Here is a 14,264-nt window from a genome sequence, read left to right as displayed (position 1 = left end):
TGCAGATCGGCTGCGGCGACAGGGAGGCGCACAGGGCACCTCTTTCCCCGCGCCTCGCCATGGACGTCTTCGCGCTATGTGCTGCATAGCTCGATTGAGGTTCTCGATAACGATCTCTGCGCCTCGCTGGGTGTTTTCGGTACCCGCGAGCTTGCGGCGTCGTGCATGCATCTTCGTCTCCAATCTTATAAATATTCGAACACCACTTGGGCACAGCTTTTTTCTTCCAGGGTGCTTGCTGCTATCGTTCGCGTTCGCATATCAGCCGAGCGGTCGCGATTTTTTCCGGCTTGCCCGCAACGGCGACGTGTTCAACTGGGCAAGTACTCTTCGCACCAGCTCTCGCCGACCGCCCCTCGCGCAATCAACGTCGCAACCTGTGTATCGCTGTAGCCCATCTTGCACAGAACCGCTCGGGTCGAGGCACCAAACTTTTCTGCTGGCGCCAGTGCGCGGATCGGAGCAACGTGAGGGCGAATCGCAAAAGGATCGAGTTGGGTGACACGTCGTCCGCTCGGATGCTCGGCATAGACACTGAATGAATAGCTGCCGTTATCGATGCCCGGACGATTGTCTGCAGGGCGGCTGTAGCGTTGGCGCAAGTTGTCGATATTGTCCGGAATGGCTGCCGCCACATTGGCCGCTTGCAACCGCGTCTGCCAGGTTTCGGCGGAGGCCGTGGCGAGCGCCGAGCTGAGAAATGCTGCGGGATCCGCCGCGTTACGAATGCCCGTCAGCCCGTCCACGGCGTCTAGCTTGTCCAGTTCCTTTGCGCTGGCGTCCACATACAACCAGTCATCCGCGGCCCGAAAGAAGCGTGACAGGCTGCCAAAGCCCTGGGCGCTACGGCCGGAAGGCTCATCGAACGGGGGCCGCCCTGGGTAGTCGTAGCAGAAGGGAATCTGCACCAGGTTGCCGAGCGATGCCAGGGAGGTCCGGGCACGGCTGATCTCGCCGGTTCTGGCTTTGCGATATAACGCGGCCGCAACGCCGAGCGCTGCGGCGAACCCGCAATTCACGTCAATGGTTCCCACGTGAGCGTGTTCCTCTGGCGTTGCCATGCCGCCGCCGAAGCGCAGCATGATGCCGGTGCCAGCCTGGATCAAGTCGTCGTAGCCTAGATAATCGGTCCGCGGGCCGCGACGCGGTCCGCCAAAGCAATCCAGTTGACAGAAAATCACGCCAGGGTTGACGGCCTGAAGACTCGCTTCGTCAAGACCCAACGGTGCGAGTTGACGATCCGGCGCATTCATCACGATCACGTCAACCGAACGAACCAATTGGTTAAACACCTCGCGTCCGTCAGGGTGGTTCAGGTCGACCAGGACGCTTTGCTTGCCGCGGCCCGAAGACATGCCAAAGACCACTGTGTTCCAGGGATCATAGTTGGGTGTTACGGGGTCGAGCTTGATGACATCGGCACCGAACCGGCCGAGGTAGGAGGTCGAATGCGGACCCGCGATGACATTGGTCAGATCGAGGACACGCACACCGTCAAGCCAACCGCCAACCTGCTGTTCGGATGGAGACGGCAGTGCCGTGGGCGCGCACTCATCCAGAATGGCAAGGGCTTCCTTGATACTTACCGTGCGGCGTGAGTTGGGCGAGAGCATCAGGTCGCCACTGTCTTCCAGCCAGGCGATCGCGCCGGGCTGTTTCATGTTGCCGTACAGGTGATCGTCGACATCTACCACCAGACCCGAGGCGTTCGCGTGCTCGTCGTGCAACCATTCTTGAGTCGAGCGGTGGGGCGCACCGGGGAACCGGCCTTCGCCGAAAATTTTTTCCCACTCGGTCGCTGTCCTGGTCAGGAAAACTTCCTTCATGCGTGCCGAAATGCGCCGGGCCCAATGGTCAGGCAACGGGTAGACACCGAGTGAGGCATCCCCCTCCCACTGACAGATAGGAAGGTAGGGGTCGCTCACTGTTGGCAGCCCGGCAGATAGCATTTCCTCGTACAAGCCCATCGCCTGAAGGCAACGCCTGGCGTGCGAGCGGTGTGACGGGCATACCGCATAGAACTTGCGACCGTCCGCGCATTCGTAGGTGCGGTAAAAGGGATCGAGATATTCTTGCAGTTCTTCGTAACTGAGGTTCATCGGAAGATCTTCCGACCGCCGCCGCTCAATTTCCTTTTCACGTAAGGTCTTGTAGCGTTCGGGATAACCGTCGATCTTGATCGAGTTGTAAGACAGTCCCTCCATCACCGCCGCGGCCAGAGGCACCTCGATCTGATCACCCACCCCCGTGCGCTCCCGCGCTTGCAGAGCGAGTGCCACCGCGGAGACAGCCAGCATGGTGCCGTAGGACGATGCTAGCGGCAGCGGCGAAAAGCTCGGGTTTATCCCCATCAGTACACGGTTCTGACCCATATCGGTGAATACCCCGGAGGCCGACGCAATGATCGGCTCGAGGGCGCGCCAGTGACGACGCAACGGGTCGTTGCTGGCGAAGCCAGGGATGGACAGCGTAATAAGCTCGGGCCTTTGACGACGCAGCTCGGCGAAGTCCAAGCCCAACCGGGTCATGACGCCCGGCCGGAAGTTCTCGATCACGATATCGGCACGCGCGACGAATGCCATGGCCGCCTCGAGCCCGTGCGCGGACTTCAGGTCAAGCTGCAAGCAATACTTATTGCGGTTCAGTACGGCGTTGGCCGGGCTGTCCCAAAGCGAGCCACCAGGGGGATCGATGTGAATGACGGTGGCGCCCAGATCCGCCAGGATCATCGCCACGGCCGGGCCGGCGATGTACTGGCCAAAGTCGATGACTTTCACGCCGCTAAAAGGCAGTTGATTATGCTTTCCCATGGCTCGCCGACTCATCTCCAGGACCTGCGGATCGTCCGAAACGCAGGTCATCATTGTGGTGGGTCGCCTCCAGCACCCATCAACCGCATCTGGAATGCGAGGCGAGTGGCCTTGGCGACGAACTGGGGATCACTGTCGGATACAACGGGGAGCCGGTAAAGCAATAAAAAAAACGAGGATGGGGTCGTTTTATTTATAGCTCAGCCGGCGGAGTGGACGCGCGGGAAAATGGCTAGTCGATCGCTGGCAGCCCGGCGAAATGGACGTGGATGTGTACCGGTTTGGTCAGTTCCGCGCTCGCCCCTCCCGGGCCTTCGCACTCAACCAGGCGACGAATGCCGCGGCATCAGGGTTGACGATGCTGTGCGGAGAATAGACCAGGTAGAAAGCTTCACTGGTCGTAAGGCGGGATTCGAAAGGCGCTATCAGTTGCCCGGCGTCCAGCATCGACTGGACCAGCGACGAGCGCGCCAAGGCGACCCCTTGACCCAACTCGGCCATTCTCAAAGCAGAGATCATGGTATCGAACTGCATTCCCGTCGAAGAGTCGACCTGTCCCGCGCCTGCTTTCTTCAACCAGTATCCCCAGCCTTCCTCATAGCCCAGGACGTGGAGTAGTTCGTGGTGACGGAGATCCTTCGGCGTAGCGAGTGGCGCCTGTTCGGACGGCAAGAATGGCGCGCACACCGGCAGCAACGTATCCCAGGTCAGCCGCTCGGCCTTGAGTCCCGTCCATGCTCCGTGTCCATAGCGGATTTCCATATCGGCTTCGACGTCGGTCACGCTCGAATCTCCCCCCCATATGTTGCTGGTGATACGCAGATTGACCTCGGGGTGGCGTTCACGAAAGTCGGGTAAGCGCATTGCCAGCCAATGGGTAAAAAACACCAGGCTGACCCGAACAGTAAGGACTCTGCCGTGACCTTGCCCGAAGATCTCTTCAGTTGCGGCCGCCAGTCGCTCTACGGCCTCGTGGACAACCGGCATATAGGCTAGCCCGGCCTCGGTGAGTTCGAGTCCTCTTGGCAAGCGCTTAAAGAGAACTGCCCCCAACTGCGACTCGAGTCCCTTCACCTGTTGGCTTACCGCCGCCTGGGTGAGGTTCAATTCTGTTGCCGCATGCGTGAAACTGAGATGCCGGGCAGAGGATTCAAATGCGCGCAACCAGTTAAGCGGGGGTAATCGTTTTCTCATTCCGTAGACCGTTTGACCAAGAGGCTGTTGCGAAATTGAGTTTTCGGTCCGTCAACTTTTCTGACTTGGTGTCAACTTCCTGTCTTTTTTGCCTGACAGGAAGCAGTGCGTGAAGGCTTCTTCCAAAGTTAATCTGACGCCGTGCTTGATTGTCCCCAGCCGCCTTACAGCCGTCGCTGATACGCGCGCCCTCCAACGGCGCGACCCTGCCATGCAGGCGGCCCCTCCCATTTTGCCGTAATTCCCGCTTCAGATAGTTTCAACAGCGCATCGAACTTCGCGGCGAGGGGCAACAAACATACCCATCCACCGTTTGGCGAACACGCGAGCCTTGCCAGGTGCTCCGACGTTCTCATAGTTCGGCAACAACGCATTGCGTATCTGCCCGAGCGTCCAATACCGATATAGAAGCCGGTACAACGTCTTGCGTTGCATCGCTGTCGCCTCCGCATGCAGCGCGACGAGCGCGCCCATCGAACGCCCCTCGAATATTTCACCGGCACCGTACCGTTGACCAGACCGGCGATGCGCTCCCAGTTACGATCTCGTAACTCTCGTTAGCCCGCCGGGATATCCTCTTCAATCCGAAGCATATAGGTCGGCAACCTGAACTGACTGCGCCGTGCGTCGCCGCGCAGCAGCCACATGCGTACATCGTCATTCGCGATGACCCACGGCTTCCGTGGCGTCTCCTCGCAACAACCTGTATCGGCGAAAGTGGGAGCAATGGGAACTGTTCGCGGATACCGATCACGCGCTCAGAGAATTCGAGTACAACAAGGTACGCGTATTCGAGATCGGAAAGAACGTGGCGGACACGCCTCGTGGTGAGGCCCTGAACCTTGCGCGATCGGCCACGCGATGCCACATCCTGCACGCGAAGCCATGGCTTGTAGTCTGGGCCAGAAACCTGTCCCTATCCTTGCGCTATGCTGGTATGGTCGTTACCTGTGTATACGCTGAACGTTTACGCCACCGCACCAAGCCGCTTGCGCATGCATATCGCCGATGAAGGACATAGACCGACGAATTGCCTGCATGACTGCACTTCGCAAGGAAGGTCATTGCGGCTTATCCGTTCATAGCCGGATCGTTCGAAAAATTTTTCCGCCGTCGTTGTCAGCAGCCAGACGGTTTCGCGATTGCAGGAGCGTGCGATGTCTTCGAGTCGTGTCACGAGCATCCGGGCGATACCCGTCCCGCGCGATTCGGGGGCCACTGCGAGCGATCGCAACAGCACGCTGGAGCCAAGCGGTTCAAGTCCGGCGCAACCGATAACCGATCCACGCGAATCGACCGCCACCAGAAAGCCTTCGATCAGCGTCACGGAGACGTCTACTATCGGCAAGCCGTTCGCGCCCAAAAGGTCGTGAATGTCGCTGAGATCGGTACCGCTAGCTTTTCTTGTCTGCATGGCTGTTGTGCTCGCTCGATATTAGCGTCTGAATCGCAAACGTTTTTCGCGGAGGACGAAACGAGTTGCGCGACCGCGACCGCCTATGTTGTGAGGGCGCCTCTGCCGCCGTTGCCGCTACTCGGTTTCGTTCGTGTCGGTGTCCGCATTCGCATTCTCCGTTTCGTGATTCATCGCGGCGGCCGCCAGTGCCGTTGCAAGTTCCGGATGCGCTTCCTTTCTCTCGCTGTAACGATCGGTCAGGTAATCTGAGCGATCCCGCACGAGCAATGTGAACTTGTACAACTCTTCCATGACGTCGACGACGCGATCGTAATACGACGAGGGCTTCATCCGGCCGTCGGCATCGAACTCCTGCCAGGCCTTTGCCACCGACGACTGATTGGGTATCGTCACCATCCGCATCCATCGGCCGAGCAAGCGCAGTGCATTCACGGCATTGAACGATTGCGATCCGCCGCATACCTGCATTACCGCGAGCGTGCGGCCTTGCGTGGGCCGTACGCCGCCGCTCTCAAGCGGCAGCCAGTCGATCTGGTTCTTGAATACGGCCGTCAGCGTTCCGTGGCGCTCCGGGCTGCACCATACTTGTCCTTCGGACCACAGCGAGAGGTTGCGCAGTTCGACGACCTTCGGATGATCGACAGGCACGCTGTCAACGAGCGGCAAGCCGTGCGGATCGAAGACGCGCGTCTGCGCGCCGAAATGGCGCAATATGCGTTCGGCTTCGAGCGTGAGTAGCCGGCTGTACGACGTGGGGCGCAACGAGCCGAACAGCAGAAGGATCCGCGGCGCATGTTGCGAAACCATGCGGGGTTCGAGCTTCTGTGAGTCCGGGATGTCGAGATGCGCAACGCTGAGGTTGGGCAGATCCTGCGTCATCAGAGAAGCCTCCGTCCTTCTTTGTCGATCACCTGCTCGCCGTCTTCTTTGGTGAACGAGCCCTTCTGCCCGGCAGGCAGAATGTCGAGCACAAGCTCGGATAGCCGGCACAGACGCACCCCCAGCGGCGTGACGACAATCGGACGATTGATCAGAACCGGGTGTTCCATCATGGCGTCGAGCAATCGTTCGTCGGTCAGCGAGGCATCGCCGAGACCGAGCTCGGCATAGGGCGTCCCTTTTTCGCGCAACGTGGCGCGCACCGTCAAGCCGGCGCGCGCAATCAGAACCTTCAGCGTCTCGCGATCCGGCGGCGTCTTCAGATACTCGACGATCTCCGGCTCGATGCCGGCGTTGCGAATCATGGCGAGCGTGTTGCGCGACGTGCCGCAAGAGGGGTTGTGATAAATGGTGACGCTCATAGCTGTTGTCCTTTAATGCCGGGTTTCGCCTCATACCAGTGCTGGGAGCGGTTCACAATGCCGACGACGAACAGCATCACTGGCACCTCGATCAGCACGCCGACCACCGTCGCCAGGGCCGCACCCGAATGGAAGCCGAAGAGACTGATTGCGGTTGCCACGGCAAGCTCGAAGAAATTGCTTGCACCGATCAGACTCGATGGCCCCGCAACACAGTGCGCGACGCCGAGCCGGCGATTCAACAGATACGCGAGGCCCGAGTTGAAAAGTACCTGGATGAGGATGGGCACCGCGAGCATCGCGATAACCAGCGGCTCGTTGACGATGGCCTGTCCCTGGAACGCAAACAGCAGCACGAGTGTCACGAGGAGGGCGCTGATCGAATAGGGACCGAGCCGCGCGACTATTCGCCGGAAATGCGCTTCGCCTCGTGCCAGCAGATGCCGGCGCAACAACTGCGCGAGAATCACGGGGATGATGATGTACAGCCCGACCGACATGATCAGCGTATCCCATGGCACCGTGATAGCGGACAGGCCAAGCAGCAACGCGACCAATGGCGCGAACGCCACGATCATGATGGAGTCGTTCAGCGCCACTTGCGAGAGCGTGAAATACGGATCGCCCTTGCACAACTGCGACCAGACGAACACCATCGCCGTGCAGGGAGCGGCGGCCAGCAGAATCAGGCCGGCAATATAGCTGTCGAGCTGATCGGCGGGAAGCCACTGCGCAAACACCTGGCGAATGAAAATCCAGCCGAGCAATGCCATTGAAAACGGTTTGACGAACCAGTTGACGAACAGTGTCACGCCGATGCCGCGCCATTGGCTGCGAACCTGGGTCATCGCCGCGAAGTCGATCTTGACCAGCATCGGAATGATCATCACCCAGATCAGCACGCCAACCGGCAGATTCACGTGCGCGAGTTCCATCCGGCCGATTGCCTGGAAAATCTGCGGCAGTAGCTGCCCAGCGAGAATGCCCGCGACGATGCAAAGCCCGACCCATACCGTCAGATAACGCTCGAAAAAACCGATCGCCGGCCGTGCTCCGGCGGTCACCGTATTATTGCTGCTCATGTGTTTCCTCTGCGGGCTTTGCGCCGTTCACGCGCACTTTCTGCTGAACCGCATGGCGATCGGGCACACGAAGCGGCGGATGCCGTATGCATACGTGTCATCGCGTATCTGCGCAGCAGTTTTGCGCGTCGCTCGCGACACACGGGGTACCGCCGCAGCAGTTCTCCGTCAGGAAGCCGACCAGCGCCGTCATCGCATTAAAGTTGGCCGTGTAGATGACGAACCGTCCATCCTGCCGCGGTGTCACCAGGTCGGCGTGCGACAGGTCCTTCAGATGGAATGACAGGCCGGAAGGCGAAAGCCCGAGCTTCTGGGCGATCTCACCGGCGGCCATGCCGTCCGGGCCGGCTACGACCAGCAGGCGGAAGATCGCGAGGCGCGATTCGTGCGCTAGCGCGCCCAAGGCGTGTACAACGAGGTTGGAGTCCATAGCCGTAACGGTAACGGATTCGTTTCCACATTTCAAGAATTGTGGAAATGATAGGGGTGGCGACAACTTTTGCGATAGTCGTTGTTCGGCTCACTCTGCGGTATGTCCGCGCGGCGCGGCGCGGCGCAGATGCAGATGCAGATGCGGAAGCGCCCACTGCCGCTCGGGTTCGCCGCGCGCTCACTGCGTCGCCTTTGCGCAAAGGCTTGCCCGATGGCATTGGCCAGTTCATCGGCGATAGGGGCCGATGCACCAGCCCAACAGCAACTCGCCGTCCGCGGTGAGCGCGACCGAACGCCTGGTGCGCGCGAGCAGTTCGCGGCCGATCGGGCTTTCAAGCCGCCACACGTGGTCGGCGCGGGTAGCTTGGAGCGCCGGTCTGGAACCGGAAGCCGAAGCCCCGAAGCCCCGAAGCTCCAAAGCTCCAAAGCTTGGAAGCCTCGAAGCCTCGAGACATAGCCGAAATACCCCTCGCTGCTTTCGCAACTTTACGATTGAAATGTTACGTTATATCATTTCGCCGACATTGAACGGATGAAGCGTTCGCTAGCCCCGAATCGGCGACCGTGTCGATCCTTCAATGCGAGCCCGGAACAAGACGCAGCCGGCGTAAAAGGCAAATCCTCAAAAACACAGTGAATAAAAACCTCCCACATATTTCCGCGCGCGTACTCCGGCTGTCGCCGCTCTCGCTGGCCTTCCTGGCCGCATTAGCCCACGCTCAGTCCGATAGTTCGACTTCGCCTCAAAATTCGATGTCCATACCCGGCGGGTCCCTGGCGCCCGTTTTCGTTACCGCCAATCCTTTGGGCGATACCGACCTGATCGCACCGGCGACCGCGCTGTACGCAGATGCGCTGACCCGCCGCCAGGCGAACTCGCTTGGCGAGACTCTGAACGGCTTGCCCGGCGTGTCCACCACGACCTACGGCCCCATGGTGGGACGACCCATCATCCGTGGCATGGATGGCGACCGCATCCGGATTCTGCAGAACGGCGTCGCCGCGTGGGATGCGTCGTCGCTGTCGTACGATCACGCGGTCCCGCAGGAGTCGCTGACAATCGAGCGGGTCGAGATCGTGCGCGGACCGGCGGCATTGCTCTATGGCGGCAATGCAATCGGCGGGGTGGTGAATACGATCGACAACCGGATCCCGCGTGAGCCGGTCAAAGGGCTGACCGGCGGCGTCGATGCAAGCTACGGTGGCGCGAACAACGCGCGCGCCGGTGCGGCCCAGGTCGAAGGCGGTAATGGACAGTTCGCGTTTCACGTCGATGCATTCGATCGCGAGACGAGCAAGGAGCGCATTCCCGGCTTCGCGCACTCGGATCGCCAGCGCGCGCTCGACGGTTCCGATGCCGATGAAGCCTACGGCAGCCTGCCGAACAGCGATGGCCGATGGCACGGCGGCGCAGTCGGCGGTGCTTATACGTGGACCGACGGTTATGCGGGCCTGTCGTACAACGGCTACGAGGCGAACTACGGTTCGGTCGCCGAGGACGGCGTGCGGCTACGCATGCACCAGGATCGCGTGGCGTTCGCATCTGAAGTGCGCAATCTGAGCGGGCCGTTCTCCCGGCTCAAGTTCGATTTCGGCTACACGGACTACGAGCACAAGGAAATCGACAACGGCGAGACCAGTACCACGTTCCGCAATCACGGCTACGAGGCGCGGATCGAGGCACGTCACAGGAAGATCGGGCCGTTCGAAGGTGCGATTGGTGTTCAGCTGAGCCAGAACACGTTTTCCGCGCTGGGCGACGAGACGCTCGTGCCGACGACGCAGACCACCAACGTCGCGCTCTTCGGTGTCGAAGAGTGGAACGTGACGGATGCCTTCAAGCTGAGCGCTGGGCTGCGCTACGAGCACGTCAAGCAGCAGCCGACCGCGGCCGGCAACGACAAGTTTGCGAGTGCGACGAATCGCGACTTCAATGCCGTCAGTGCATCGCTAGGCGCGCTGTACAAGCTGACTCCGACCTGGTCCATCGCGGGCAATGTCGCCTACACCGAGCGGGCGCCGGCACTCTACGAGCTGTATGCGAACGGTCCGCACGACGCGACAGGCCAATACCTGATCGGCAATCCGGACGCGCAAAAGGAAAAGGCTGTTTCGACCGATTTATCGCTGCGTTTCGCAAGCGGCCCGAACAAGGGCAGCATGGGTGTGTTCTACAGCCGCTTCAAGAACTATCTCACCGAGTTCAATACAGGACGGCTGGTGGACGCCGCCGATCAGGTCGTCGCGCCAGGCACCGACGATGCATTGAACGAGGCCGTGTATCGCGGCGTGCGCGCGGAGTTCTACGGCATCGAGCTCGACGGTAAATGGCGCGTTTTCCAGAAAGGCGCGCATCAGGTGGATGTGGAACTTGTCGGCGACTACACACACGCTCGCAACATGGACAACGATCAGCCGCTGCCGCGCATTTCGCCGTTGCGCGCCACGCTCGCCGTCGATTACGCCTATGGTCCGTTTGGCGCCCGCGCGGAAATGGAACACGCATGGGGGCAGCACCGCGTGCCGGAGAACGATCTGCCGACGGCCGGCTACACGAAGCTGGGCCTGCTTTTCACCTACAAGTTCCACGTCGGCGAGACGGACTGGCTGGCTTATCTTCGCGGCGACAACCTGACCAACCAGGAGATTCGCTATGCGAGTTCGGTGGTGCGGGACATTGCGCCCGAGGGCGGTCGAAGCGTAATGGTGGGACTGCGCACGAGGTTCTGACTGGAATTCACGCATATAAGCCGCGATTCGCGCGTGTCGCCCGCCGGTATTGCCGCTGACGCCTGAGGCGCCGCGTACAGCTTCGCAGTGAACCGTTAGGGCGCGCCGCTTGCTGTCATGACAGCATGACAGTGGAGGTTCTGCGGTGGATCGCACCCGGGATATCGTTGTTGTCGCTGCATCGACTGGCGGGCTGGCCGCGCTCCGGACGCTTCTGCGCGAGCTGCCCGAAGGTCTGCCGGCCACCATCCTGATCGTCATGCACATCGGCTCGTTCCCAAGCATGCTGCCGGAACTCTTGCAGGCGGTTTCGCGACTAGCGGTATCGCACGCGCGCGACGGCGAGCCATTGCGCCGTTCGACGGTGTACGTCGCGCCGCCGGACCGCCATATGGTCGTGTATGAAGACCGGATCAATCTGTCCCGAGGTCCCAGAGAAAACTTTGCACGGCCCGCCGCGGATCCTTTGTTCCGTTCAGCGGCAGTCTCTTATGGGCGGCGCGTTATCGGCGTGGTGCTGACCGGTCATCTCGACGACGGAGCCGCCGGTCTGCGGGCGGTTCAGGCATGCGGTGGCTACACTATCGTCCAGGACCCTGCCGACTGCGCTGCAGCAGGCATGCCGAAGAGCGCGCTTGAGGCAGTCGCCGCCGATGTGGTGGCTCCGGTCGCCGAAATCGCCGGAGCCATCGTCAATGCGCTGAAGATCACCGGTACGTCAAAGGAGATTCTTGTGAGTGTTCGCAAGCAGGCCGAAATCGAGGCCCGGATCGCACGAACGGGGCGCTCGTCCGTCAAGGATCTTGAAGGGTTGGGTCAGCACAGCAGTTTGACTTGCCCTGAATGCGGAGGCGCGGTGTGGCGCATCGGCGAAGGCCAGCCGTTGCGCTATCGCTGTCACACGGGGCATGCATTTTCCGCAGCCTCGTTGCATGACAGGCAGCAGGAAAGCACGGAGGAGGCGCTGTGGTCCGCCGTGCGCCGTCTCGACGAAGAGCTGATTCTCGCCAAACAGCAGCTGGAGTTAGCCGGCGCGGCCGACGGGCAAAAGGTCGAGGAACTGCAGCAGCGGATCGCCCGTCTCGAGTTGGCATCAACAGCAACGCGAAATATTCTGATCGACAGGAGCGGGGGCAAGGAGGCTCGCTCAGCGGCAGAACGATGACTGGCCCGGGCCGCCGGACGCCGTCCACGGTTCGCGTCAACGTTGCTGCTTGCCTACGTATCCCGGCATGACTCCACACGGTTGAGCGACATAGACAGACCGCCACGCCGGTACTGCGTGCAAGCCTACATCCTCCGCAATTGCCATGCCGATGCGCCCGGAAACCGATTCGCTGCCGATAACGCACGTTCGCCGCCGGTTATTACAACGGCTGGTAAATTGGCGCCGACACGTGTGCCGTGAGTTGTAGGGGTTCCACAACGCATCGCGCGATTGTCCAACGGCACAAGGCATAAGCAATGCTCGCTCATCCTCATCACTCGACGTATCGAGAAGGAGGACTAACGTGAATACGTTCCTACGATCTGTCGCAGCGGCTGCGATCGGCGCCGCGGCGATGTACTACCTTGACAACCAGTCAGGCAGGCGGCGGCGCGCGATGCTGCGCGACAAGATGGCGTCGACGACGAAAAAGCTGTCGAAGCAATCGCGCTCGCAGGCAAGGCGAGCCGCCGGGCACGCATACGGTCTGCTGCATCATGCGGCATCGGATGCGCCGGTTTCCGACCAGCAACTCGTCGAGCGTGCGCGCTCGTGCCTCGGCCGCACAGTCGCCAACCCGGGCGCGATCGATATTCGCGTCGAGCGAGGCGTCGCATGTATTTCGGGCCATGTACTCGCAGCGGACAGGGAGCGTGTCATTCGCGAGATTGCTGCGGTGCCAGGCATCGAACGCGTGGAAGATGAACTGTCCGTGCATGAGCAGGCGGGCAATGTGCCGGAGTTGCAAGGCGCTGCAACGCGCGGCTGACGGCGTGGGCTCAACGCGTGCGGCATTGGCCACATTTGGCTGCATCGGCGGCACGCGTCGCGGACCTGCACCGTTCCGATTGCCCATGCATTCGCCAATGCGTCGGCAATCCGTGCAAATAAAGGTAGCCGGCGATGTCTCTCGCCTGATCGGCGCTCAGTCCCAGGTCGGGCATCGCCGTACGTGGACTGAACTCTTGCCGATGCATCAGCCAACGCTCAAGATTGGTCGCGGAATTGGCCGCGACGCCGCCGATATAAGTCCGCTGCCGGAAGCCGTTAAGCGGAGGACCGACAAGACTGTTCGCGCCTTCGACGCCCTCGATGGTATGGCATGAGCCGCAACCGGCGCGCGCGATCAGCGCCTTGCCTCGCCCAGGGTCGCCGCCTGTCAATGGCTCGCGTTGCGGCGCTTGCGGTCCGCACGCCGCCAGCATGAGCAGGGCGAATCCCATTACCGCTCATGCGACGATCGATGTGAGCACGGCACGCCCCGACGTCGTGGCCACACCTCGCGTGTCAGTGGCCGGTTCGCGCTCGGGCCGCGGCGCCGGGTGTGCTACACGCTGATCGCTGCTGCCGCCTTCGCAACAGCGTTGCCCCATTCTTCAAGACGCGCCGGGTCATAGCGCGATTCCGGCATGGAGATGCAGATGCTTGCCGCCGGCGCGCCGTCGGAATCGATGATCGGCGCGCCGATTGCGCACACCGCGTGGCGATATTGCGAGAGATTCACCGAATAGCCGCGTTGCCGGATGCGTTCGAGTTCGAGCCGGATCTCAGCCGGGTCGCAAGGTGTCGTCTCGCTGAATTTCGCCAGATCACGGCTCAGGATTTCCTCGACGTCAGTCTCTTTCATATACGCCAGCACCGCGAGGCCAGTGGCGGTGGCGTGGAACGGGCTCAGGTCGCCGATCGGGCTGAAGGTGCGCACGGTTTGCGTACAGTCCGCGCGGTCGATCAGGACCATCGACTTGGTGCTGTCGGGCACCGATAAATGAACCGTCTCGTTGGTCAGATCGCGAAGTTCGCGCATCGGCTCGCGCGCGGCCGCGTACAGCGCGCCGCCGCGCAACGCCGCCGGCCGCACGCCGAGAATTCGCGGACCCACTTCCCAACGCGTGAGGTCGCCGCTCGTCTGACGAAGCCAGCCGGCCTCGTGAAACGTCAACAGCACGCGCTGCACGCTGGACTTCGGCATATCGAGCAAACGCGCCAATACGCCGACGCTGACCGGCTGGTTCTGCGATACGGCCTCCAGGATTTCGAGGCTCTTCAACAAACTTTTCATGCAGTCTCCGATGATGGGCCGCGCCGGACAAG

Annotated in this window: 12 protein-coding genes; 3 read left to right on the top strand and 9 right to left on the bottom strand. The window is 61.3% G+C overall.

Translation table 11 applies throughout. From position 1 onward, the window contains the following. Positions 1-311: 311 nt before the first annotated feature. The 7 genes from C0Z16_RS26665 to C0Z16_RS26625 form a co-directional block, all read right to left on the bottom strand. Positions 312-2,864 carry a CoA transferase gene (locus C0Z16_RS26665; protein ID WP_244201372.1) on the bottom strand — a complete coding sequence of 851 codons (2,553 nt, stop codon included), beginning with the start codon at positions 2,862-2,864 and terminating at the stop codon, positions 312-314. A 231-nt stretch (positions 2,865-3,095) separates the two neighbouring features. Beyond that, positions 3,096-4,004 carry a transcriptional regulator GcvA gene (gene gcvA / locus C0Z16_RS26660; protein ID WP_102635058.1) on the bottom strand — a complete coding sequence of 303 codons (909 nt, stop codon included), beginning with the start codon at positions 4,002-4,004 and terminating at the stop codon, positions 3,096-3,098. 967 nt (positions 4,005-4,971) lie between these two features. Then, positions 4,972-5,418: an arsenic resistance N-acetyltransferase ArsN2 gene (gene arsN2 / locus C0Z16_RS26645; protein WP_102635056.1), complete on the bottom strand. Its 447-nt coding sequence runs from the start codon at positions 5,416-5,418 to the stop codon at positions 4,972-4,974. Positions 5,419-5,535: 117 nt separating this feature from the next. Beyond that, positions 5,536-6,300, bottom strand: a complete 765-nt coding sequence (gene arsH / locus C0Z16_RS26640; protein WP_102635055.1) for an arsenical resistance protein ArsH — start codon at positions 6,298-6,300, stop codon at positions 5,536-5,538. After that, positions 6,300-6,722 (bottom strand): arsenate reductase (glutaredoxin), encoded by a 423-nt coding sequence (gene arsC, locus C0Z16_RS26635; protein WP_102635054.1) that lies wholly within the window; start codon positions 6,720-6,722, stop codon positions 6,300-6,302. Before arsC ends, arsH begins: the two co-directional genes overlap by 1 nt. Next, positions 6,719-7,804 carry an ACR3 family arsenite efflux transporter gene (arsB, locus tag C0Z16_RS26630; protein WP_102635053.1) on the bottom strand — a complete coding sequence of 362 codons (1,086 nt, stop codon included), beginning with the start codon at positions 7,802-7,804 and terminating at the stop codon, positions 6,719-6,721. The genes arsC and arsB overlap by 4 nt, the downstream gene beginning before the upstream one ends. 97 nt (positions 7,805-7,901) lie before the next feature. Next, a complete protein-coding gene (locus C0Z16_RS26625) occupies positions 7,902-8,234 on the bottom strand; it encodes an ArsR/SmtB family transcription factor (protein ID WP_102635052.1) in 333 nt (110 codons plus the stop codon). 635 nt (positions 8,235-8,869) lie between these two features. Between C0Z16_RS26625 and C0Z16_RS26615 the strand changes: the two genes are divergently transcribed. The 3 genes from C0Z16_RS26615 (at position 8,870) to C0Z16_RS26605 (ending at position 12,942) form a co-directional block, all read left to right on the top strand. Further along, on the top strand, positions 8,870-10,966 hold the full coding sequence (locus C0Z16_RS26615; protein WP_102635051.1) for a TonB-dependent receptor: 2,097 nt from the start codon (positions 8,870-8,872) through the stop codon (positions 10,964-10,966). 145 nt (positions 10,967-11,111) lie between these two features. Then, on the top strand, positions 11,112-12,131 hold the full coding sequence (locus C0Z16_RS26610; protein ID WP_102635050.1) for a chemotaxis protein CheB: 1,020 nt from the start codon (positions 11,112-11,114) through the stop codon (positions 12,129-12,131). A gap of 346 nt (positions 12,132-12,477) precedes the next feature. Beyond that, positions 12,478-12,942: a BON domain-containing protein gene (locus C0Z16_RS26605; RefSeq protein ID WP_102635049.1), complete on the top strand. Its 465-nt coding sequence runs from the start codon at positions 12,478-12,480 to the stop codon at positions 12,940-12,942. Between the two features lie 10 nt (positions 12,943-12,952). On the opposite strand, the gene C0Z16_RS26600 is transcribed toward C0Z16_RS26605, so the two are convergent. After that, entirely contained in the window at positions 12,953-13,396 is a 444-nt protein-coding gene (locus tag C0Z16_RS26600) for a c-type cytochrome (protein ID WP_102635048.1), read from the bottom strand. Between the two features lie 104 nt (positions 13,397-13,500). Continuing rightward, a complete protein-coding gene (locus C0Z16_RS26595; RefSeq protein ID WP_102635047.1) occupies positions 13,501-14,232 on the bottom strand; it encodes an IclR family transcriptional regulator in 732 nt (243 codons plus the stop codon). Positions 14,233-14,264 lie beyond the last annotated feature (32 nt).

It is taken from the genome of Paraburkholderia rhynchosiae, assembly GCF_002879865.1.
GTDB lineage: Bacteria > Pseudomonadota > Gammaproteobacteria > Burkholderiales > Burkholderiaceae > Paraburkholderia > Paraburkholderia rhynchosiae.
This window is presented reverse-complemented; position numbering and strand designations above follow the sequence as displayed.

What these genes read in the sequence shown, in the direction of transcription:
- C0Z16_RS26665 (WP_244201372.1), bottom strand. Translation starts at nt 2,864, where the DNA reads ATGATGACCTGCGTTTCGGACGATCCGCAGGTCCTGGAGATGAGTCGG.
- gcvA (WP_102635058.1), bottom strand. Translation starts at nt 4,004, where the DNA reads ATGAGAAAACGATTACCCCCGCTTAACTGGTTGCGCGCATTTGAATCC.
- arsN2 (WP_102635056.1), bottom strand. Translation starts at nt 5,418, where the DNA reads ATGCAGACAAGAAAAGCTAGCGGTACCGATCTCAGCGACATTCACGAC.
- arsH (WP_102635055.1), bottom strand. Translation starts at nt 6,300, where the DNA reads ATGACGCAGGATCTGCCCAACCTCAGCGTTGCGCATCTCGACATCCCG.
- arsC (WP_102635054.1), bottom strand. Translation starts at nt 6,722, where the DNA reads ATGAGCGTCACCATTTATCACAACCCCTCTTGCGGCACGTCGCGCAAC.
- arsB (WP_102635053.1), bottom strand. Translation starts at nt 7,804, where the DNA reads ATGAGCAGCAATAATACGGTGACCGCCGGAGCACGGCCGGCGATCGGT.
- C0Z16_RS26625 (WP_102635052.1), bottom strand. Translation starts at nt 8,234, where the DNA reads ATGGACTCCAACCTCGTTGTACACGCCTTGGGCGCGCTAGCGCACGAA.
- C0Z16_RS26600 (WP_102635048.1), bottom strand. Translation starts at nt 13,396, where the DNA reads ATGGGATTCGCCCTGCTCATGCTGGCGGCGTGCGGACCGCAAGCGCCG.
- C0Z16_RS26595 (WP_102635047.1), bottom strand. Translation starts at nt 14,232, where the DNA reads ATGAAAAGTTTGTTGAAGAGCCTCGAAATCCTGGAGGCCGTATCGCAG.